The organism is Caldovatus sediminis, assembly GCF_014644455.1.
Taxonomy (GTDB): Bacteria; Pseudomonadota; Alphaproteobacteria; order Acetobacterales; family Acetobacteraceae; genus Caldovatus; species Caldovatus sediminis.
In genome coordinates this window covers 210,950-230,260 of the sequence record NZ_BMKS01000005.1, presented here as the reverse complement: position 1 = coordinate 230,260, position 19,311 = coordinate 210,950, and the positions used below count along the sequence as shown (strand labels likewise).

Genomic DNA, 19,311 nt, shown 5'->3' with positions numbered 1-19,311 from the left:
GATTCGAGCTGCGCGCGCGTCTGGTCTAGCCGCTGGCGGGTGCCGGAGCCGCTGCCGATCAGGTCGCGCGCGCGCGCGAACTCGGCCTCGGCGAAGGCCCGTTCCGCCTCGGCCGCCGAGAGGTCGGCGCGCGCCGCCGCCAGCCGCGCGCCCTGCGCCTCCTGCTCGCTCCGCGTCTGGCGGTCCACCATCTCGATCCGCGCCTCGATCTCGCGCCGGCGCGCGGCGAGGCCGGCGAGGCGCGCCGCGATCTCGCGCAGCGCGAGCTCGGTCTCGCGGCCGTCTATGCGCACCAGCACCGCGCCGCGGCGCACCTGGTCGCCGGCGATCACGCGCACCTCCGTCGCCCAGCCGGGCACGCGGCTGGCGAGCGTCACCATGTCCGCCGCGATGCGCGCGTCGTCGAGGAGGACGTGGGTGTACTGCCGGTAGAGCCAGTGCCCGCCGGCGCCCAGCGCGGCGAGCAGCAGCGCGCCGAGCGCGAGCATCCGCAGCAGCCGCCGCCCCGCATGGGTGCGGAGCGAGAGGCGTCCCGCCGCGCGCGGCGCGGCGCGCTCCAGCACCGCCGGGGCGCCGCTAGGCTGCCCGATGTCCACGGGCGTCCTCCCCTCCGTCCGCCGGCTCCTCGGCGTCCGGCGTCGCGGCGAGGTTGAGCGCGGCGCGCTCCAGCACGCGCAGGCAGGTGGCGAGGTCGTCCTCCGGGATGCCGGCGAGGATCTCCGCCCGCACCCTGGCCGCCACCTCCTCGATGCGGCGCAGGAGCGGCGCGGCCTTGGCCGTCAGGTGCACGGTCTTGGCGCGCCGGTCGTGCGCCACGCCGCGGCGCTCGACGAGGCCCTCGCGCTCCAGCCAGTCGAGGGTGCGCACCAGGCTCGGCGCCTCGATGGCGAGCCGCGCCGCGAGCTCCTTCTGCGTCACCCCGTCGCCGTTGCGGGCCAGGTCGAGCAGCGCCAGCCAGCGCGACTCGGTCAGGCCGAAGGCGGCGATGCGCGCGTCGAGCCGCGCCCGCCAGCGGCGGGCGACGCGGCCGATGGTGCGGCCGACGCGGTAGCGGAGCTGCGCCTGGGCGCTCATTTCGACCATCGCTGGATTTGTAGCGCCCTGGCCGATAGCTAGCCAACTAACAAACCGGACACCTGCCCCGCGCCCCGCGCGGGGCAGCGCCACGACGGCCCGCCCGTCACTCGTGATGCACGACCCCGTCCACCTCGCCGCAGAAGTGCCGCAGCGCCCTCGCGCAGGCCGCCGGCATCAGCACCTGGATGGCGTGGAAGCGCGTCGGCAGGTGGAGGATGCGGATGTGCGGGATCCCCGCGCGCAGCCGCGCCTCCTCCGCGCCGGTCACGATCCCGGCCTCGGGATAGAGGCCGAGCACCGGCACGCGCACCCGCGGCAGCCAGGGCTCGGCATCGGTGCGGATGGACATGTCGGCGAAGGCGACCATCGCCTCGACGTCGGTGCGCCCCATCTCGGCGGCACACCAGCCGAGCAGGCCGGGATCGGTGCCGGGCGGGAAGCGGGAGGAGCCGTTCGCCGCCTCGGTCCAGCCGCGCGTGCCCATCGCGCGCAGCGCCGCCTGCCAGCTCGGATGGCCGAAGGCGAAGCGCTCGCGCACCGCCTCGCGCATGGCGAGCGGCGTCGCGAGCAGCGTCAGGCTGCGCAGCCGCTCCGGCGCCGTCGCGGCGAGCAGGAGGCCGAACACGCCGGCGAAGGATTCGCCGCAGTAGTGCACCGGCGCGCCGCCGGCGACCGCATCCATCACCGCGCACAGGTCGCCGACGAACTCCTCCGGCGCGAAGCAGGCATGCGGGTCGAAGTCGAGCGGCGAGCGGCCGAAGCCCCGCAGGTCGGCGCGCACCACCCGGTAGAAGCGCGCGAGGTAGGGCACCCAGGCGCGCCAGAACTCGGCCGAGCGGCCGTAGCCGTGCTGCAGCATCAGCCAGGGCGCCTCGCGCCAGGGGTCGGTGTAGTCGTCCACCACGTAGTGGATCGAGGGCTTCCCCGGGCGTTCCAGCAGCGGCATGCGTCGTCCGTCCCCCTCTCGCGCTCCCCGGCGCGCCCCGCCATGATGGCACGCGGAGCACCACGGGGAAGACGCGATCCCGCGCCTGCGGGGCGGGCCGCGCGCCGCAGGAGGAACGAAGCATGAGCGAAGCCGAGCCGCAGCCGGTCCTGTTCTCGCGCGAGGGCGAGCACCTGGCGATCATCACCCTGAACCGCCCGGAGTCGCGCAACCCGCTCGACCAGGACACCCAGGACGCGCTGATCGCCGCCATCCATCGGCTGGACACCGAGCCCGGCATCCGCGTCGCGATCCTCACCGGCGCCGGCACCGCCTTCTCCTCCGGCGGCAACGTCCGGCGCATGAGCGCGGCGGCCAGCGGCCCGGCCGAGCGCACCCCCGCGCAGTCGCGCCAGTACTACCGCCACGGCATCCAGCGCATCCCGCTCGCCATCGAGCGCTGCGAGGTGCCGATCATCGCCGCGGTGAACGGCCCGGCGATGGGCGCGGGCTGCGACCTCGCCTGCATGTGCGACCTCCGCATCGCCGCCGAATCCGCCCGCTTCGCCGAGAGCTTCGTCAAGCTCGGCATCACCCCGGGCGACGGCGGCGCCTGGCTGCTGCCGCGCGTCGTCGGCTTCGCCAAGGCGTCCGAGATGGCGCTGACCGGCGACCCGCTCTCCGCCGCCGAGGCGCTCGCCTGCGGCCTCGTCTCCAGGGTCGTGCCCGACGCCGAGCTGATGGACGCGGCCCGCGCCATCGCCGCCCGCATCGCCGCCAACCCGCCGCAGGCCGTGCGCATGACGCGGCGGCTGCTGCGCGAGGCATGGAACAACCGGCTCGAGACGGTGCTCGAATTCTCCGCCGCCATGCAGGCCGTGGCGCACACCACCGCCGACCACAAGGAGGCGATGGCCGCGCTGCGCGAGAAGCGCAAGCCCGTCTTCAGGGGCGAGTAGCCCTCGCCCCGCCGGGCACCGGCGCGCCGAGCGCCGCGTTGTCGGCGCCGAGCGCCGGCGCGCGGTGGCGATGCGCCGGCCGCACCCCGTCGAAGGAGACCGGCAGGCCGACGGTGCGCAGCTCCGGCAGGTCCGGCAGCGGCGCGAGCGCGCCGATCGCCGCGGTCTGCGGATCGTCCCGCACCGCGGCGAGGTCGTTGATCGGCGAGCAGGGGATGCCGATCGCCTCCAGCCGCCGCGCCCACTCCGCGGTCGGGCGGGCGCGGAAGATCGCCTCCATCTCCGGGATCAGCAGATCGCGGTGCGCGATGCGGTCGGCGTTGGTGCGGAAGCGCGGGTCGCGCGCCCAGTCCGCGCGGCCGAGCTCGACGGCGAGCCTGGCGAACAGCCGGTCGTTCGCCGCCGCCACCACCAGCTCGCCGTCGGCGGTCTCGAAGGCCTGGAAGACGATCAGCCGCGGGCTGCCGGTGCGGTCGCGCGGCGGCTGCCGGCCGGTCACGCCGAACGCCGCCAGGTGGATCGTCATCCACCCCAGCGCCGTCTCGAACAGCGAGGTGTCCACCACGCAGCCCTCGCCGGTCCGCGCGCGCCGCAGCAGCGCGGCGAGGCAGCCGAGCGCGGCCCAGACCCCGGTGCCGAGGTCGAGCACCTGCATCCCCACGCGGCTCGGCGGCCCCTCGCGCGTGCCGTTGACGCTGAACATCCCGGCGAAGGCCTGCACGATCGGCTCGTAGCCGGGAGCGAGGCGCTTCGGCCCCGCGCGCCCGAAGGCGTGCAGCGAGCAGTAGATCAGCCGCGGATTGCGCGCCCGCAGGCTCTCCGCATCCAGGCCGAGCGCCTCCATCGCGCCGGGGCGGAGGTTCTGCACCAGGATGTCGCAGCCGAGCAGGTGGTCCTTCAGCCAGGCGACCGCCCGCTCGTCCTTGAGGTCGAGCGCGACGCTGCGCTTGCCCCGGTTCACCGTCTGGAAGGTCGCCGCCGCGCCGCCGACGAAGGGCGGCCCCCAGCCGCGCGCGTCGTCGCCCTCCGGCCGCTCGACCTTGACGACCTCGGCGCCGAGCGCGGCGAGGATCTCGCCCGCGAAGGGACCGGCGAGGTTCTGCGCGATCTCCACCACCCGGATGCCGGCGAGCGGCAGCGGCGGCGGCGTGTCGGATGCGGTCATGGCGGCGCCGGCGACCCCCTTGCTGCGCGCGCCAGCTTCGGCGGCGCGCGCGGCGGCGGTCAAGCCGTCCCGGCGCTCAGCGCCGGCCGAGCAGCGCCTCGTTGTCGGCGCCGAGCGCCGGGGCGGCGGCGAGCTGCCGCGCGTCGCGCAGCGCCGGCGCGATCGGCACCGGCACCGCGGGCATCGGCGCCGCCGCGCCGGCCGACACCTGGCGCGCGAACACCCCGCGCGCGGCGAACTGCGGATCGGCCAGCGCCTCCTCCAGCGTCGCGACGATGGTGCAGCAGCAGTCGGCGGCGTCGAAGGCCGCGCGCCAGTGCGCCGCCGGGCGCGCGCGGATCGCCGCCGCCACCGCGGCGATGCTCCCCGCCGGGTCGCGCGCATCGTCGCGCCACTCGGGCGCCAGGCCGATGGCGTCGCAGAAGGCGCGCCAGAACTTCTCCTCCAGCGCCGCGACGGCGGCGAGGCGCCCGTCCGCCGTCGGATAGAGCCGGTAGCGCGGCGAGCCGCCGGTGACGCGCTCGCCGTTGTTGCGCGGCCACTGCCCCGCACCCAGCGCGGCGCCCATGGCCCAGTAGAGGAAGGGCAGCACGCCCTCGGTCATGGCGATGTCCAGGTGGCAGCCGCGCCCCGTCGCCTCGCGCGCGCGCAGCGCGAGCAGGATGTTCGCCACCGCCGGCCAGGACCCGCCGGCGATGTCCGCCACCAGCGCCGGCGGCACCACCGGCCGCTCCGGATCGCCGTGGCCGAGCGCGAGCAGCCCCGCATCGCCGATGTAGTTGAGGTCGTGCCCCGCGCGCAGCCGCTTCGGCCCGGTCTGCCCGTAGCCCGTGATCGAGCAGTAGATCAGCCGCGGATGCCGCTCCGCGAGCTGCGCGTAGCCGAGGCCGAGGCGCTCCATCACCCCGGGCCGGAACTGCTCCACCAGCACGTCGGCGCGCGCGAGCAGCGGCTCGAGCCGCGCCCGCTGCGCCGGGTCCTTGAGGTCGAGCGCGACGCTGCGCTTGCCGCGGTTGAGCAGCGCGAAGTTGACGCTCGTGCCGCCGCGGAAGGGCTCCTGGCGGCGCATGTCCTCGCCCTCCGGCGGCCGCTCGACCTTGATCACCTCCGCGCCCGCCTCGGCGAGCAGCAGCGTCGCCATCGGCCCCGGCAGCAGGGTCGAGAAGTCGAGGACGGTGACGCCGGCGAGCGCTCCGCCCCTCGCGTCGCCGCCGCTCATCGGCACGTCCCGCGGCCGCGGCAGGCACCGGCGGCCGCAGCGGTGGCGCGGTGCGAAGGCGGTTGGTTGCGGTCCGTCGTCGGCTGCGGCACGGGCAAGTCTCCCTGCGATGTGATCGGATGCCGGTCTCGCCGCGCAGTGTGCGACGCCGCCCGGCGCTTGCCCAGCCGCGGCCGGCGCGGAGCGCCTCCGGGCGGGGCGCGATCGGGCGTCGTGGTGGGCGCGCAACGTCCAGGATCGCGGCGGCGTCGGGCGATGCGGGCTTTCACGGCGAAGTGAGGCGGCGACGATGGCCGATCCGCGCTAGCCACGGCACCTTGCCAGGGGGACCGAACGAACGTCTGCCGTGGACGACGGCCGTCTCAGCGAGGAAACGAGGTGGCGACCGATGAGGGCCGGCCTGATCGCGGCGCCGGATCTCGTTGCGGCCGCGCCGCGCCGCGCCGCGCCAGGGCGTGGCGGGCGGAGCGTGCGCGCCTATCTCGTCGCGCTGGTCCTCACCCTCCTGCTGCCGGCCTGGGCCGTCGCCACCCTCGCCGCCTTCCGGCTCGCCGAGGCGAGGCGCCAGGCGGTCGCGGCCGAGGGGGTCGAGATGGCGCGCGCCGTCGCGGCGGCGACCGAGCGCGAGATCGGCGCCCTGCACGCCAGCCTGGTCGCGCTGTCCACCTCGCCCGCGCTCGCGGCGGGGGACCTCGCGCAGTTCCACCGCCAGGCGAGCACCCTGGCCGCGGCGATCGGCGCGGAGGTGATGCTGACCGCGGCGGACGGACGACAGCTGGTCAACACCGCGCTCCCCTTCGGCCGGCCGCTGCCACGCGCGACCTGGGCGGACGGGCTCGACCAGGGCGTCGCGGCGGCGCCGGACACGCTGGTCTCGGAGGTGTTCCGCGCCCCGGTGGGAGGGCGCGCCACCATCGCCGTCAGCCTGCCGGTGCGGCTCCGCGGCGGCGAGGGCGAGCCGGACGGGGCGTCGGACCTGCTCTCGATCGGCGCCGACGCGGTCCGGTTCTGGTCCCAGGCGCTGCGCCAGGTGGCGCTGCCGCCCGGCTGGAGCGCCGCAGTCCACGACCGGCGCGGCACCATCCTCGCCCGCCAGCCCGATCCGGAGCGCTTCGTCGGGCAGCCGGTGCACCCCGACGCCCTGGCGGCGATCCGCGCCGCGCCGGAGGACGTTCCGGCCGGCTGGGGCGTCGGCACCGCGAGCCGCGACGACCGCCCGCTCTATGTCGCCTGGCAGAGGCTCTCCGCCGCGCCCTGGACCGCCCTGGTCGAGGTGCCGGAGGCGGCGGTGGACGGCACGATGCGGCGCTCGGTCATCTCGGTGACGGCCGGCGGCGCGGTGATCGTGTTCGGCCTGTCGCTCGGCCTCGCGGCTTGGGGCACGCGGCGCATCGCGCGGCCGCTGGCGCTGCTCGAGCGTGCCGCCGCCGCGGTCGGTCGCGGCGAGGTGCCGGGCCCCGGCCCCGCGACCGGGCTGCGGGAGCTCGACGCGGTGGCGATCGCGCTCGCCGCCGCCGCCGCCGAGCGGCGCGAGCGCGAGGCCGAGGGTGCCGCCCTCGCCGCCCGCCTCGACTCGGTGCTGGAGAGCACCACCGACGCGGTCGTGATGGTGGATGCGGACTGGCGGATCGGCTACGCGAACGGCCGGGCGCGGCGGCTGCTCGGACGCGACGGCTCCGGCCCGACGCCGGGGGTTGCCCGCGGCCTGCTCGGCGCCAGCCTCTGGGACGCGCTCCGGCCGGATCCCGGGGACCCTTTCGAGGCGGCCTTCCGCCGCGCTATGCGCGAGCGGCTGCCGCAGGGCGTCTGCGGCTACCATCCCCGGCTCGGCCTCTGGCTCAGCGCCGACGCCTTCCCGGGCGGGGGCGGCGGGCTCACCCTGTTCTTCCGCGACGTCAGCGCCGCCAAGGTCGCCGAGGCGGCGCTGCGCGAGAGCGAGGCCCGGCTCAAGGCCGTGCTCGAGCACGTCCCGGTCGGGGTGCTCCTGGCCGAGGCGGCGGCCGGCCGCCTGCTGCTGGCCAACCGCCGGGCGGCGGAGATCCTTGGCGAGCGCCCGGGCGCCTCGCGGATGGCCGGGCTCGGCGCGGCGGCGCCGGCGGCGGGCGGCGCGGCCGAGGCGGCGTGGCAGGCCTACGATTCCCGGGGGTGCCGCCTGTCCGCCGAGGAGCTGCCGCTCGCCCGCACCCTCGCCAGCGGCGCCCACGCCCAGGACGAGCTGCGCCTGCTGCGCCCCGACGGCAGCACGGTCTGGATCCGCGCCTGGAGCGCACCGATCCGCGACGCGACGGGGCGGCTGACCGGCGCCGTCGTCGCCTTCGCCGACATCGGCGCCGAGCGCGAGGCGGCCGAGGCGCTGAGGCGCCAGGTCGCGGCCGAGGCCGCCGCCCGCCGGGCGGCGCTCACCGCCGCCGAGGCGCTGGCGGCGAGCGAGGAGCGCTTCCGCCGCTTCGCCGAGGCGAGTCCCGACGGCCTCTGGATCGGCGATCCCGAAGGCGGCCGTGTCGAATATGTGAGCCCCGCCTTCGAGCGCATCTGGGGCCTCTCCCGCGCCGCGCTCGCCGCCGAGCCGGGCCGCTGGCTGGAGCGCGTCCACCCCGACGACCGCGAGCGGGCCGCCGCCGCGCAGCGGCGTGCCGCGGCGGGCGCGGCGCCGGCGATCGACAGCGAGTACCGGGTCCTCCTCCCCGACGACGGCGGCATCGCCGAGCGGGATGACGGCGCCCCGGAGGACGACGCTCCGGACCGCGGCCCGGACGGCATGCGGCTCCGCTGGGTGCGCGACATCCTGTTCCCGATCCGCGACGCCGCCGGGCGCGTGGTCCGGGTCGGGCGCCTGGTGCGCGACGTCACGCCGCGCAAGCGATGGGAGGAGCGCCAGGCGATGCTGATGGGCGAGCTCAACCACCGGGTGAAGAACACCCTCGCCACGGTGCAGTCGCTCGCCCGCCAGACGGCCCGCGGCAAGACCGGCGAGGGCGGGGCGGCGCCCGACGCGGCGGCCCCGTCAAGCGGCGGCCGGGAGCTCGAGCGCTTCCTCGCCGACTTCCAGGCCCGGCTGCTCGCCCTCTCCCGCGCGCACGACCTGCTGACCGCCCGCACCTGGCGCGGCGCGACGCTGGGCGAGGTGGTCACGGCCGCGCTCGCCCCCTGGCGGAGCGCCGAGGCCGCCGGCGCGGCCTCGGCGCGGATCGTCGAGGAGGGGCCGGTGCTCTGGCTGGCGCCGCGCCAGGCCCTCGGCCTCGCGCTCGGGCTGCACGAGCTGGCCACCAACGCGGCCAAGCACGGCGCCCTCTCGCGCCGCGGCGGCATCGTGACGCTGCGTTGGGAGGCGCTGGAGGCGTGCGGGGACGACGGCGCCCGGACCGCGCAGGAGACAGGCCGCCCGGCCGGCCTCGCCTGCCTCACCTGGCGCGAGCGCGGCGGGCCGGAGGTGCGGCCGCCGACGCGCAGCGGTTTCGGCAAACGCCTGCTGGAACGGGGGCTTGCCGGCGAGCTGGGTCGCGACGCGTCGGTGACGCTGCGCTATGACCCGCCGGGTTTCGAGGCGATCATACGCTTCCGTGCCGCTCCGCAGGGCGCCACGGCAGCCAGCGAGGGCAGCGCATGAGCGGGGGACTACTGGACGGGCGGCGGATCCTGGTCGTCGAGGACGAGGCGCTGGTCGCCATGCTGGTCGAGGACGCGCTGGTGGACGCGGGCTGCGAGGTGATCGGCCCGGTCGCCACCGTCGCGGACGCGGTCGCGCTGCTGGACAGCGAGGCGCCCCCGGACGCGGCCGTGCTCGACCTCAACCTGGCGGGGGAGACCTCGGTGCCGGTCGCGGACGTGCTGGCGGCGCGGGGGGTCCCCTTCGTGGTCGCCACCGGCTACGGCGCCGCCGGCCTGCCGCCCGAGCACAAGGACGCGCCGGTCCTGGCCAAGCCGTACGATCCGGCGGAACTGACGGCGACGCTGGCGCGCCTGTGCGCCGGCCGGCAGCCGGCGGCGCGCTGACGCGGCGCGGGGCGGCGGCCGCTCAGGCCACCCGCCCGTGGCAGTGCTTGTACTTCCGGCCGCTGCCGCAGGGGCAGGCCGCGTTGCGCGGCGTGCGGTGCCAGGTCGAGGGGTCGGCCGGGTCCACCGCCTCGGCCACTCGCGGCTGCGCCGGCGCCGGCGCCCAGGCGGAGCCGTCGCCGCCATTGGCCATGGCGGGCTCCAGCTCCGCCCCGGCCATCGCCGGATCGGGATGGCGCATGTCGAGCACCCGCACCGGCTCGGGCATCGGCGGCGGCGCCTCCGGGCGCAGCTCGACGCGCATCAGCAGGCCGGTCACCCGCTCGCGCAGCTCGCCAAGCATGTTGTTGAACAGGGCGAAGGCCTCGCGCTTGTACTCGTTCAGCGGGTCGCGCTGGCCGTAGGCGCGCAGCCCGATGCCCTGGCGCAGGTGGTCGAGGGCGAGCAGGTGCTCCTTCCACACCTGGTCGAAGACCTGCAGCAGCAGGCTCTTCTCCACCATGCGCATGAGATCGGGGCCGATGTTGGCGACCTTGGCGGCGTAGGCGCGCTCCGTCGCCTCGAGCAGCCGCTCGCGCACCTGGGTCTCGTCGATCCCCTCCTCGCGCGCCCAGTCGGCCACCGGCAGGTCGAGGCCGAGCACGTCGCGGACCCTGCGCTGCAGCCCCTCGACGTCCCACTGCTCGGGGTAGGCGTTCTCGGGGATGGCGCGCTCGACCATGTCCTCGACGGTCTCGCGCCGCATCTCGGCGACGGTCTCGGAGACCTCCTCGGCCTGCATGAACGCCTTGCGCTGCGCGTAGACCTCGCGGCGCTGGTCGTTCATCACGTCGTCGTACTTCAGCAGGTTCTTGCGGGTGTCGAAGTTGCGCGCCTCGACCTTCTTCTGCGCCTTCTCCAGCGCCTTGTTGATCCAGGGATGGACGATCGCCTCGCCTTCCTTGAGGCCGAGCTTCTGCAGCATCCCGCCCATGCGGTCGGACCCGAAGATCCGCATCAGGTCGTCCTCGAGCGAGAGGAAGAAGCGCGAGGCGCCCGGGTCGCCCTGGCGGCCGGAGCGGCCGCGGAGCTGGTTGTCGATGCGCCGGCTCTCGTGCCGCTCGGTGCCGATGACGAACAGTCCGCCGGCCGCGATGACCTTCCTCTTCGCCTCCTCGACCTCCGCCCTGTGGCGGGCGAGCGCGGCCTCGTACTCCGGCCCCTCGGCGGCGCCGCCGGCGTCGTGGCGCGCCAGCATCTCGGCGTTGCCGCCGAGCTGGATGTCGGTGCCGCGGCCGGCCATGTTGGTCGCGATCGTCACCGCGCCGGGCCGGCCGGCCTGGGCGATGATCTCCGCCTCCTGCTCGTGGTAGCGGGCGTTGAGGACGTTGTGCGGGATGCCCTTCTTCCGCAGCACCCCGCTGATCAGCTCGGACTTCTCGATGCTCGTCGTGCCGACCAGCACCGGCTGGCCGCGGCCGCGGCACTCCTCGATCAGCGCCACCACCGCGTCGTACTTCTCGCGCGCGGTGCGGTAGACCTCGTCGTCCTGGTCCTCGCGCGCGACCGGCAGGTTGGTGGGGATCTCCACCACGTCGAGCTTGTAGATCTCGGCGAACTCGTCCGCCTCGGTCGCCGCCGTGCCGGTCATGCCGGCGAGCTTCGGGTAGAGGCGGAAGTAGTTCTGGAAGGTGATCGAGGCCAGCGTCTGGTTCTCCGGCTGGACCGTCACGCCCTCCTTCGCCTCCAGCGCCTGGTGCAGCCCGTCGGAGTAGCGGCGGCCCTCCATCATGCGGCCGGTGAACTCGTCGATGATGATGATCTTGTCCTGCCGGACGATGTACTCGACGTCGCGGTGGAACAGCGTGTGCGCGCGCAGCGACTGCTGCACGTGGTGCACGAGGGTGACGTTGTGGATGTCGTAGAGGTCGCCCTCGGTCAGCAGGCCGGCGTCGCGCAGCATCCCCTCCACGCGCTCGCTGCCCAGCTCGGTCAGCGAGACGGTGCGGAACTTCTCGTCCTTCTCGTAGGTGTCCTTGTCCTTCACCAGCTCCCTCACCACCGCGTCCACCTTGCGGTAGAGCTCGGAGGTGTCGTCGGTCGGGCCGGAGATGATGAGCGGGGTGCGCGCCTCGTCGATCAGGATCGAGTCCACCTCGTCCACGATCGCGTAGTTGAAGTCCCGCTGGACCATCTCGTCCAGCCGGTACTTCATGTTGTCGCGCAGGTAGTCGAAGCCGAACTCGTTGTTGGTGCCGTAGGTGACGTCGCAGGCGTAGGCGTCGCGCCGCTGCTCGTCGGTCAGCCCGTGCACGATGACGCCGACCGAGAGGCCGAGGAAGCGGTAGATCCGCCCCATCCACTCGGCGTCGCGCCGCGCCAGGTAGTCGTTGACCGTGACGACGTGCACGCCCTTGCCGGAGAGCGCGTTGAGGTAGACCGGCAGCGTCGCGACCAGGGTCTTGCCCTCGCCGGTCTTCATCTCGGCGATCTTGCCCTCGTGCAGCACCATGCCGCCGATGAGCTGCACGTCGAAGTGCCGGAGGCCGAGGGTGCGCTTCGAGGCCTCGCGCACCACCGCGAAGGCCTCCTCGAGCAGGTCGTCGAGCGTCTCGCCCTGGGCGAGGCGGGCGCGGAACTCCTCGGTCTTGCCGCGCAGCGCCTCGTCGGGGAGCGCCGCGATCGCCGGTTCCAGCGCGTTGATCGCCGGGACGCGGGCGCGGTAGCGCTTCAGCGAGCGTTCGTTCGAGGTGCCGAGGATGGCGCGGGCGAGTCGGGCGAACATGCGGGGCGGAATCTCCGGGGTCGGGGCGCCGCAGGCCCCTACGCGGTCCGGGGCAGGCTGAACACGGAAAGCGCCGCCCCGGCCGGACCACCTTGGGTCCTGCCAGGTGCGGCGCGGCGCCAGAGAAATAGGCTTCGCCCCCCGCTCCGTCAACGTCCGGGGCCGGCCGGCCTCTCCCGGGACCGTCCCCGCCGGCGCCGCGCGGCAGCCATCGCCCGCCAGCGGTCCCGAGGAGAGGGGGATGGCGAGCCCCTGTCGGGAGGCGTCCGGGAGGGGATCGTTCTCAGCACCGCGCCGGGTCGGGGAACGGACCGCCTGCCCCTCCGGGGCGAACGCTTGTGGCACAGGCGGCGTTCCGTCATGCTCCGGCCCCCTCGCCATCGGTGAACCCCATGCGCCTTCCGGCTGCCACCTCCCTTGCCCTGCTGCTCCTCGCGGGAAGCGCGGCGGCGCAGGCCCCGGGCCCGGCGGCACCGCCCGCCGCTCCGACCGCCGAGACCGTCGTCGCCCGAGTGGACGGCGAGCCGATCACGATCGGCGACGTCGGCGAGGCCGCCCGCCTGCTGCCCGAGGAGCTGCGCGCCGCGCCGCCGCAGATCCTCTACCCCCTGCTGCTCGACCAGATCATCACCCAGCGCGCCCTGGTCTCCGCCGCGCGGCGCGCCGGGCTTGACCGCGATCCCGCCGTCGCCGCGCGGATCCGCCGCGCCGAGGAGCAGGAACTGCAGCAGGCCCTGATCAGCCGCGAGATCTCCGGCAGCATCTCCGAGGAGGCGCTGCGCGAGCGCTACCGGCGCGAGATCGCCGGCCGTCCGTCCGAGGAGGAGATCCGCGCCCGCCACATCCTGCTGCCGAGCGAGGCCGAGGCGCGCGCCGCGCTCGCCGAGGTGCGCCGCCCCGGCACCGACTTCGCCGAGGTCGCCCGCCGCCGCTCGATCGGCCCCGCCGCGCAGGAGGGCGGCGACCTCGGCTTCTTCCGGCGCGACGACATGGTGCAGGAGTTCGCCGACGCCGCCTTCGCCCTCCAGGCCGGGCAGATCAGCGAGACCCCGGTCCGCACCCAGTTCGGCTGGCACGTCATCAAGGTCGAGGAGCGCCGCGCCGCGCCGCCGCCGCCCTTCGAGGCGGTCCGCGACGCGCTGCGCCAGCAGGTCGTCGAGGAGCAGGTCGGCGCGGTGGTGGAGCGCGTCCGCGCGGCGGCGGAGATCGAGCGGCTCAACCTCGACGGCACGCCGTGGCAGGGCCCGTCTCCGCCCGCCTCGGGCCGCGGCGGCCTGCTCGACGGCGCGACCCCGCCGCCCGCCGCGCCGCAGCGACGCTGAGGGGGCGTCGTGACGACCTAGAGAGAGGCGCCGCGCCCGCGGCGGCCGCCGGGGGGCGGCCGGCGCGCCATCCAGCACCAGCAAGCACCAGCGACCAGGAACGAGGACCGCCATGGCCGCAGGCAACCTGCCCGTCTCCCCGCTCGCCGTTCCGCTGCCGGAGATGCCGCCCGTGCCCGGCGCGCGGCTCGCCACCGGCATGGCGGAGATCCGCTACCGCGCGCGCGAGGACGTGACGCTGATGGCCTTCCCCCAGGGCACGACCGTCGCCGGCGTGTTCACGCGCAACCGCTGCCCCGGCGCGCCGGTGGACTGGTGCCGCGCCGCGCTCGCCAAGGGCGGCGGCAGGGCGCGCGGGCTCGTCGTCACGGCGGGCAACTCCAACGTCTTCACCGGCCGCGCCGGGCGCGAGACCTGCGAGGCCACGGCGCGCGTCATGGCCGAGCTGCTCGGCTGCCGCCCGCGCGAGGTCTTCCTCGCCTCCACCGGCGTCATCGGCGAGCGCCTGCCGACCGAGAAGCTGACCGGGGCGCTGCCCGGCCTGATGCCCTCGCTGTCGGAGGCGAACTGGCACGCCGCGGCGCGCGCCATCATGACCACCGACACCTTCCCCAAGGCGGCGACGCGCACCGCGCGCATCGGCGAGGCGACGGTGACGATCAACGGCATCGCCAAGGGCAGCGGCATGATCGCGCCCGACATGGCGACCATGCTCTGCTTCGTCGCCACCGACGCGAGGCTGCCGGCCGCCGTCCAGCAGCGCCTGCTGAAGCGGGGCGTGGACCGCTCCTTCAACCGCATCACCGTGGATTCCGACACCTCGACCAGCGACACGGTGCTGCTCTTCGCCACCGGCGCGGCCAGGCATCCGCGCGTGCCGGCCGCGGGCGGCCCGATCCTGCGCGACTTCGCCCGCGCGCTGGACGATCTGCTGCTCGACCTCGCGCTGCAGGTGGTGCGGGACGGCGAGGGGGCGCAGAAGCTGGTCCGCATCGACGTGACCGGCGCCGTCACCGCGCGGTCGGCCCACCGCATCGCCATGGCGATCGCCAACTCGCCGCTGGTCAAGACGGCGATCGCGGGGGGCGACGCGAACTGGGGCCGTATCGTCATGGCGGTCGGCAAGGCCGGCGAGCCGGCCGACCGCGACAGGCTCTCGGTCGCCGTCGGCGGGGTGTGGATGGCGCGCGAGGGCGGCGTGATCCCGGGCTACGACGAGACGCCGGTCGTCGAGCACATGCGCGGGCGCGAGATCGAGATCACCGTGGACATCGGCCTCGGCCGCGGCAGCGCCACGGTGTGGACCTGCGACCTGACGCACGGCTACATCGACATCAACGGCAGCTACCGCTCGTGAGGGCGCGGCGGCGGCGCGTCCCGCTCAGCGCATCGCCGCGCGCAGCACCGCCCCCACCTCGTCGAGGATCGCCGGGTCGTCGATCGTCGGCGGCACCGTGTAGCTCTCGCCGTCGGCGATCCTGCGCAGGGTGGCGCGCAGGATCTTGCCGCTGCGCGTCTTCGGCAGGCGCTGCACCACCCGCGCCTCCTTGAACGCCGCCACCGGACCGATCCGCTCGCGCACCATCGCCGCCAGTTCGGCGACGATCTCCGCCTCCTCCTTCGCCGCGCCCGCCTTCAGCACCACGAGGCCGAGCGGCACCTGGCCCTTCAGGCTGTCCTTCACCCCCACCACGGCGCATTCGGCGACGTCCGGATGCGAGGCGAGCACCTCCTCCATCGCCCCCGTGCTCAGCCGGTGGCCGGCGACGTTGATGATGTCGTCGGTGCGGCTCATCACCCAGACGTAGCCGTCCTCGTCCACCATCCCCGCGTCCGCGGTGCTGTAGTGGCCGGGGAAGGCGGAGAGGTAGGCCTCGCGGAACCGCTCGTCGGCGTTCCACAGCGTCGGCAGGCCGGAGGGCGGCAGGGGCAGCTTCACCGCCAGCGAGCCGATCTGCCCGCGCGGCACCTCGCGCCCCGCATCGTCCAGCGCCACCACCTCGTAGCCCGGCGCCGGCTTGCCGCCGGAGCCCGGTTTCACGGGAAACAGTCCGAGCCCCCGGAAATCGCCGGTGATGGCCCACCCCGTCTCGGTCTGCCACCAGTGGTCCACCACCGGCTTGCGGAGCAGCGCCTGGGCCCAGGTCACGGTGTCCGGATCGCACCGCTCCCCCGCGACATAGAGCGCCTCCAGCCGCCAGAGGTCGTGCCGCGCCATCAGTTCGCCGCGCGGATCCTCCTTCTTGATCGCGCGGATCGCGGTCGGCGCGGCGAACAGCACCTTCACCCCGTGCTGGGCGCAGACGCGCCAGAAGGCGCCGGCGTCCGGCGTGCCGACCGGCTTGCCCTCGTAGAGGATCGTCGTGCAGCCGGCGAGCAGCGGCCCGTAGACGATGTAGGAATGGCCGACCACCCAGCCGACGTCGCTCGCCGCCCAGTAGACGTCGCCGGCGCCGACGCCGTAGACGAGGCCCATCGAGTGGTGCAGCGCCACCGCGTGCCCGCCGTTGTCGCGCACGATCCCCTTCGGCGCCCCGGTCGTGCCCGAGGTGTAGAGGATGTAGAGCGGGTCGGTGCTCTCCACCGGCACGCAGGGATGCGGCGCCGCCGCTGCCTCCGCCAAGAGCAGGTCCTCGTCGCGCCCGGGGCGCAGCGCGCAGGGCGCCTGCTCGCGCTGGAGGATCAGCACCGCCTCCGGCTTGTGCGGCGAGAGGTCGATCGCCGCATCGAGCAGCGGCTTGTAGGCCACCACCCGTCCCGGCTCCAGGCCGCAGCTCGCCGAGACGATCGCCTTCGGCCTGGCGTCGGCGATGCGGGCGGCGAGCTCGGCCGCCGCGAAGCCGCCGAACACCACCGAATGGATCGCGCCGAGCCGGGCGCAGGCGAGCATGGCGATCGGCGCCTCCGGCACCATCGGCATGTAGATCACCACCCGGTCGCCCTTGCCCACCCCGCGCGCCGCCAGCGCGCCGGCGAGCTTCGCCACCCGGGATTGCAGCCCGGCGTAGGTCAGGGTCTCGCAGCGGCCGGTCATCGGGCTGTCCCAGACGATCGCCGCCTGGCCGCCGCGCCCGGCGGCCACATGGCGGTCCACGGCGTTGTGGCAGGTGTTCAGCCGCCCGCCCGGGAACCAGCGGCCATAGACGCCGAGCGCCGGGTCGAACACCCGCTCGGGCGGGCGGTCCCAGGCGATGCCGCGCGCCGCCTCCGCCCAGTAGCCCTGCGGATCGCGCTTCCAGGCCGCATAGACCTCGTCGTACCGGCTGCCGCCGCCATCGCCCGCCATATCTCCGACCCTCCCTCGTCCCGGCCTTCCCCTGCCGGCTCCCGCGGCTGCGCGCAAGCGGGCGATGCGGCGGGCGGGCGACACCGTCCCGCCCGGCGCGCGGCCGGACAGCCCCCCGCCCGGCGATGCCGCCATCCCGTCCGCGCCGCAAGGGCGGCGGCGCACATCCCGAAGGCGCGCCGCCCGGGCGGCAGCGACCGCGATGCGCCGGAAGGCCCCGGCCTGCTCCCCGGGCGGGCCCGGGCGGCGCCGCGACGCCGCAATATTGACGCGCTCCCGCCCCACCGTAGTGTGGCGCCGCCGCGCGGCACCGTGCGCACCGCCGCCCGGCCGGGCGAGGAGGCGCCGGCCCCTGCGCGGGAGCGCCCGCAAGCCCGCGCAGACCGCCGCATGCCCGATACCGCCGCCCTTGCCGCCCCCGCCGCCGAGACGCCGCGCCCGGCCCTCTCGGTGGTCGTCCCCGCCTACAACGAGGAGGCGGTGCTCGACGCCTTCCACGCCCGCCTCGCCGCCACCATGGACGGCATCGGCCTCCCCTGGGAGGTGGTCTACGTGAACGACGGCTCGAGCGACGCCACCCTCGCGCGCCTGCTCGCCCTGCGCGCCGCCGATCCGCGCGTCGCCCTCGTCAACCTCAGCCGCAATTTCGGCAAGGAGATCGCCCTCACCGCCGGCCTCGACCACGCCGCCGCGACGGAGGCCGTGGTGGTGATCGACGCCGACCTCCAGGACCCGCCCGAGGTGATCCCCGAGCTCGTCGCCGCCTGGCGCGAGGGCTTCGACGTCGTCTACGCGCAGCGCAGCGCCCGGCACGGCGAGGGCTGGCTGAAGCGCACGACGGCGGCGGCGTTCTACCGGCTGATGCAGCGCATCGGCGGCCGCGTCGAGCTGCCCAAAGACACCGGCGACTTCCGCCTGATGAGCCGCCGCGCCCTCGACGCGCTGCTCCGCCTGCGCGAGCACCACCGCTTCATGAAGGGCCTGTTCGCCTGGATCGGCTTCCCCTCGCGCGCCGTGCGCTACGAGCGCCACCCGCGCGCCGCCGGCACGAGCAAGTGGAACTACTGGCGGCTGTGGAACCTCTCGCTCGAAGGCATCACCAGCTTCACCGTCGCCCCGCTCAAGGTCGCCACCTATCTTGGCCTCGCGACCTCGGTCGTCGCCCTCCTCTACGGCCTGCAGGTGGTGGTCAAGACGGTGCTGTTCGGCAACCCCGTGGCGGGCTATCCGAGCCTGATGACCGTCGTCCTCTTCCTCGGCGGGGTGCAGCTGATGACGCTCGGCATCATCGGCGAGTATCTCGGCCGCGTGTTCAACGAGACCAAGCAGCGTCCGCTCTACATCGTCGAGCGGCATCTCCCGAGCGGCTCCCCCCCCGGCGCCCGCCCCGCCGGCGGGGCGGTCGGCACGGCCGCGCCCCCGTCGCCGGCCGCCGCCGGCTGAGTCGCGCGCGGGCCGAGAGGATCGCCGCCGACCATGCCACGCTCCCGACCCCGCGCCGCCCCGCCGGAGGCACCGCCCCCCGCTGCGGCGCCGCCGGAGCCCGGCTTCGCGCCGCTCGTCACCGAGCGCCTGGTCCTCCGCCCGCTGCGGCCGGAGGACGCGCCCGAGCTGCATCGGCTGGTCAACGACTGGGAGGTGGCGAAGAACCTCGCCCGGGTGCCCTTCCCCTATCCGCGCGAGCTGGCGGACGAGTGGATCGCCTCCACCCGCGCGCGCCTCGCCGCGGGCGAGGGCTACGACCTCGCCATCGTCGGCCGCGACGACCGGGGCGGAGAGGTGCTGGTCGGCTGCGTCGGCCTGCGGCTCGATCCCGCGGCGCCGCGCGTCGCCGAGCTCGGCTACTGGGTCGGGCGCCGCTACTGGGGCCACGGCGTCGCCGCCGAGGCGGCGGGGCGGCTGCTGCGCTGGGGCCTCGCCCATCTCGACATCGACCATGTCGAGGCGGATGCGCTGCTCGACAACGCCCGCTCGGCCGCGGTGCTGCGGCGGATCGGCTTCCGCGAGGCCGGCGAGCGGGTGATGGAGTTCCTCTCCCGCGGCGGTCCGATGCCGGTGCGGCGCTTCGTCGCGCGGCGCGAGGACCTCCCCGTCGCGGAGTCCGCGGCACCGCAACCCGCGGCGACGCGCGACGAGAAGGCGCCGCCGCCGGTCGCCGCCACCGCGGGCAAGCCCATCGTCCTGGTCGCCGCGGTCGCGCTGATCGACGCCGACGGCCGCGTGCTCCTCGCCCGGCGGCCGGAGGGCAAGCCGCTCGCCGGCCTCTGGGAGTTCCCCGGCGGCAAGGTCCACCCCGGCGAGACGCCGGAGGCCGCGCTGATCCGCGAGCTGAAGGAGGAGCTCGGCATCGACGTCGCCGAGAGCTGCCTCGCCCCCTTCGCCTTTGCGAGCCATGGCTACGAGCGCTTCCACCTGCTCATGCCGCTCTACCTGTGCCGCCGCTGGAACGGCGCGGTGGTCGCGCGCGAGGGGCAGGCGCTGGCCTGGGTGCGCCCGCAGCGGCTCGGCGACTACGCCATGCCGCCGGCCGACAGGCCGCTGGTCGCGCTGCTGCGGGACTTCCTGTAGCCGGGCCGCGGACGGGCTATGATCCGCGCCGGT

Annotated in this window: 14 protein-coding genes; 7 read left to right on the top strand and 7 right to left on the bottom strand. The window is 75.5% G+C overall.

Translation table 11 applies throughout. The annotated features are described in order from the left end of the window. The 3 genes from IEX99_RS22475 to IEX99_RS10495 form a co-directional block, all read right to left on the bottom strand. A partial coding sequence (locus IEX99_RS22475; RefSeq protein WP_229677932.1) for an HlyD family secretion protein occupies positions 1-596 on the bottom strand: 596 nt, incomplete at its 3' end. Then, on the bottom strand, positions 577-1,074 hold the full coding sequence (locus tag IEX99_RS10500) for a MarR family transcriptional regulator (protein WP_188899983.1): 498 nt from the start codon (positions 1,072-1,074) through the stop codon (positions 577-579). The genes IEX99_RS10500 and IEX99_RS22475, both read right to left, overlap by 20 nt. Positions 1,075-1,180: 106 nt before the next feature. Beyond that, entirely contained in the window at positions 1,181-2,023 is an 843-nt protein-coding gene (locus tag IEX99_RS10495; RefSeq protein ID WP_188899982.1) for an alpha/beta fold hydrolase, read from the bottom strand. A gap of 122 nt (positions 2,024-2,145) precedes the next feature. Between IEX99_RS10495 and IEX99_RS10490 the strand changes: the two genes are divergently transcribed. After that, positions 2,146-2,961 carry a crotonase/enoyl-CoA hydratase family protein gene (locus tag IEX99_RS10490; RefSeq protein WP_188899981.1) on the top strand — a complete coding sequence of 272 codons (816 nt, stop codon included), beginning with the start codon at positions 2,146-2,148 and terminating at the stop codon, positions 2,959-2,961. On the opposite strand, the gene IEX99_RS10485 is transcribed toward IEX99_RS10490, so the two are convergent. After that, positions 2,948-4,126, bottom strand: a complete 1,179-nt coding sequence (locus tag IEX99_RS10485) for a CaiB/BaiF CoA transferase family protein (RefSeq protein WP_188899980.1) — start codon at positions 4,124-4,126, stop codon at positions 2,948-2,950. The two genes, IEX99_RS10490 and IEX99_RS10485, sit on opposite strands and share 14 nt — an antisense overlap. Before the next feature lie 76 nt (positions 4,127-4,202). After that, the gene (locus IEX99_RS10480; RefSeq protein WP_188899979.1) at positions 4,203-5,345 is read right to left on the bottom strand and encodes a CaiB/BaiF CoA transferase family protein; all 1,143 of its coding nucleotides are present in this window, start codon (positions 5,343-5,345) and stop codon (positions 4,203-4,205) included. Positions 5,346-5,733: 388 nt separating this feature from the next. On the opposite strand from IEX99_RS10480, the gene IEX99_RS10475 reads away from it, so the two are divergent. Further along, positions 5,734-8,952, top strand: coding sequence for a PAS domain S-box protein (locus tag IEX99_RS10475; protein WP_188899978.1), 3,219 nt, complete (start codon positions 5,734-5,736; stop codon positions 8,950-8,952). After that, on the top strand, positions 8,949-9,338 hold the full coding sequence (locus IEX99_RS10470; protein ID WP_188899977.1) for a response regulator: 390 nt from the start codon (positions 8,949-8,951) through the stop codon (positions 9,336-9,338). The genes IEX99_RS10475 and IEX99_RS10470 overlap by 4 nt, the downstream gene beginning before the upstream one ends. Before the next feature lie 22 nt (positions 9,339-9,360). Here the strand turns inward: IEX99_RS10470 and secA are convergent, their stop codons facing one another. Further along, positions 9,361-12,102: a preprotein translocase subunit SecA gene (gene secA, locus IEX99_RS10465; RefSeq protein ID WP_188899976.1), complete on the bottom strand. Its 2,742-nt coding sequence runs from the start codon at positions 12,100-12,102 to the stop codon at positions 9,361-9,363. Positions 12,103-12,494: 392 nt separating this feature from the next. On the opposite strand from secA, the gene IEX99_RS10460 reads away from it, so the two are divergent. Together IEX99_RS10460 and argJ are read left to right on the top strand one after the other, a co-directional pair. Continuing rightward, the gene (locus IEX99_RS10460; protein WP_188899975.1) at positions 12,495-13,424 is read left to right on the top strand and encodes a peptidylprolyl isomerase; all 930 of its coding nucleotides are present in this window, start codon (positions 12,495-12,497) and stop codon (positions 13,422-13,424) included. A gap of 112 nt (positions 13,425-13,536) precedes the next feature. Continuing rightward, positions 13,537-14,781 carry a bifunctional glutamate N-acetyltransferase/amino-acid acetyltransferase ArgJ gene (argJ, locus tag IEX99_RS10455; protein WP_188899974.1) on the top strand — a complete coding sequence of 415 codons (1,245 nt, stop codon included), beginning with the start codon at positions 13,537-13,539 and terminating at the stop codon, positions 14,779-14,781. 24 nt (positions 14,782-14,805) lie between these two features. Here the strand turns inward: argJ and IEX99_RS10450 are convergent, their stop codons facing one another. Beyond that, the gene (locus IEX99_RS10450) at positions 14,806-16,710 is read right to left on the bottom strand and encodes an AMP-binding protein (RefSeq protein ID WP_188899973.1); all 1,905 of its coding nucleotides are present in this window, start codon (positions 16,708-16,710) and stop codon (positions 14,806-14,808) included. Between the two features lie 390 nt (positions 16,711-17,100). Here IEX99_RS10450 and IEX99_RS10445 point away from each other — a divergent pair, with 390 nt between their 5' ends. Further along, positions 17,101-18,153, top strand: coding sequence for a glycosyltransferase family 2 protein (locus IEX99_RS10445; RefSeq protein WP_188899972.1), 1,053 nt, complete (start codon positions 17,101-17,103; stop codon positions 18,151-18,153). 33 nt (positions 18,154-18,186) lie between these two features. Next, positions 18,187-19,278 (top strand): bifunctional GNAT family N-acetyltransferase/(deoxy)nucleoside triphosphate pyrophosphohydrolase, encoded by a 1,092-nt coding sequence (locus IEX99_RS10440; protein ID WP_188899971.1) that lies wholly within the window; start codon positions 18,187-18,189, stop codon positions 19,276-19,278. Positions 19,279-19,311 lie beyond the last annotated feature (33 nt).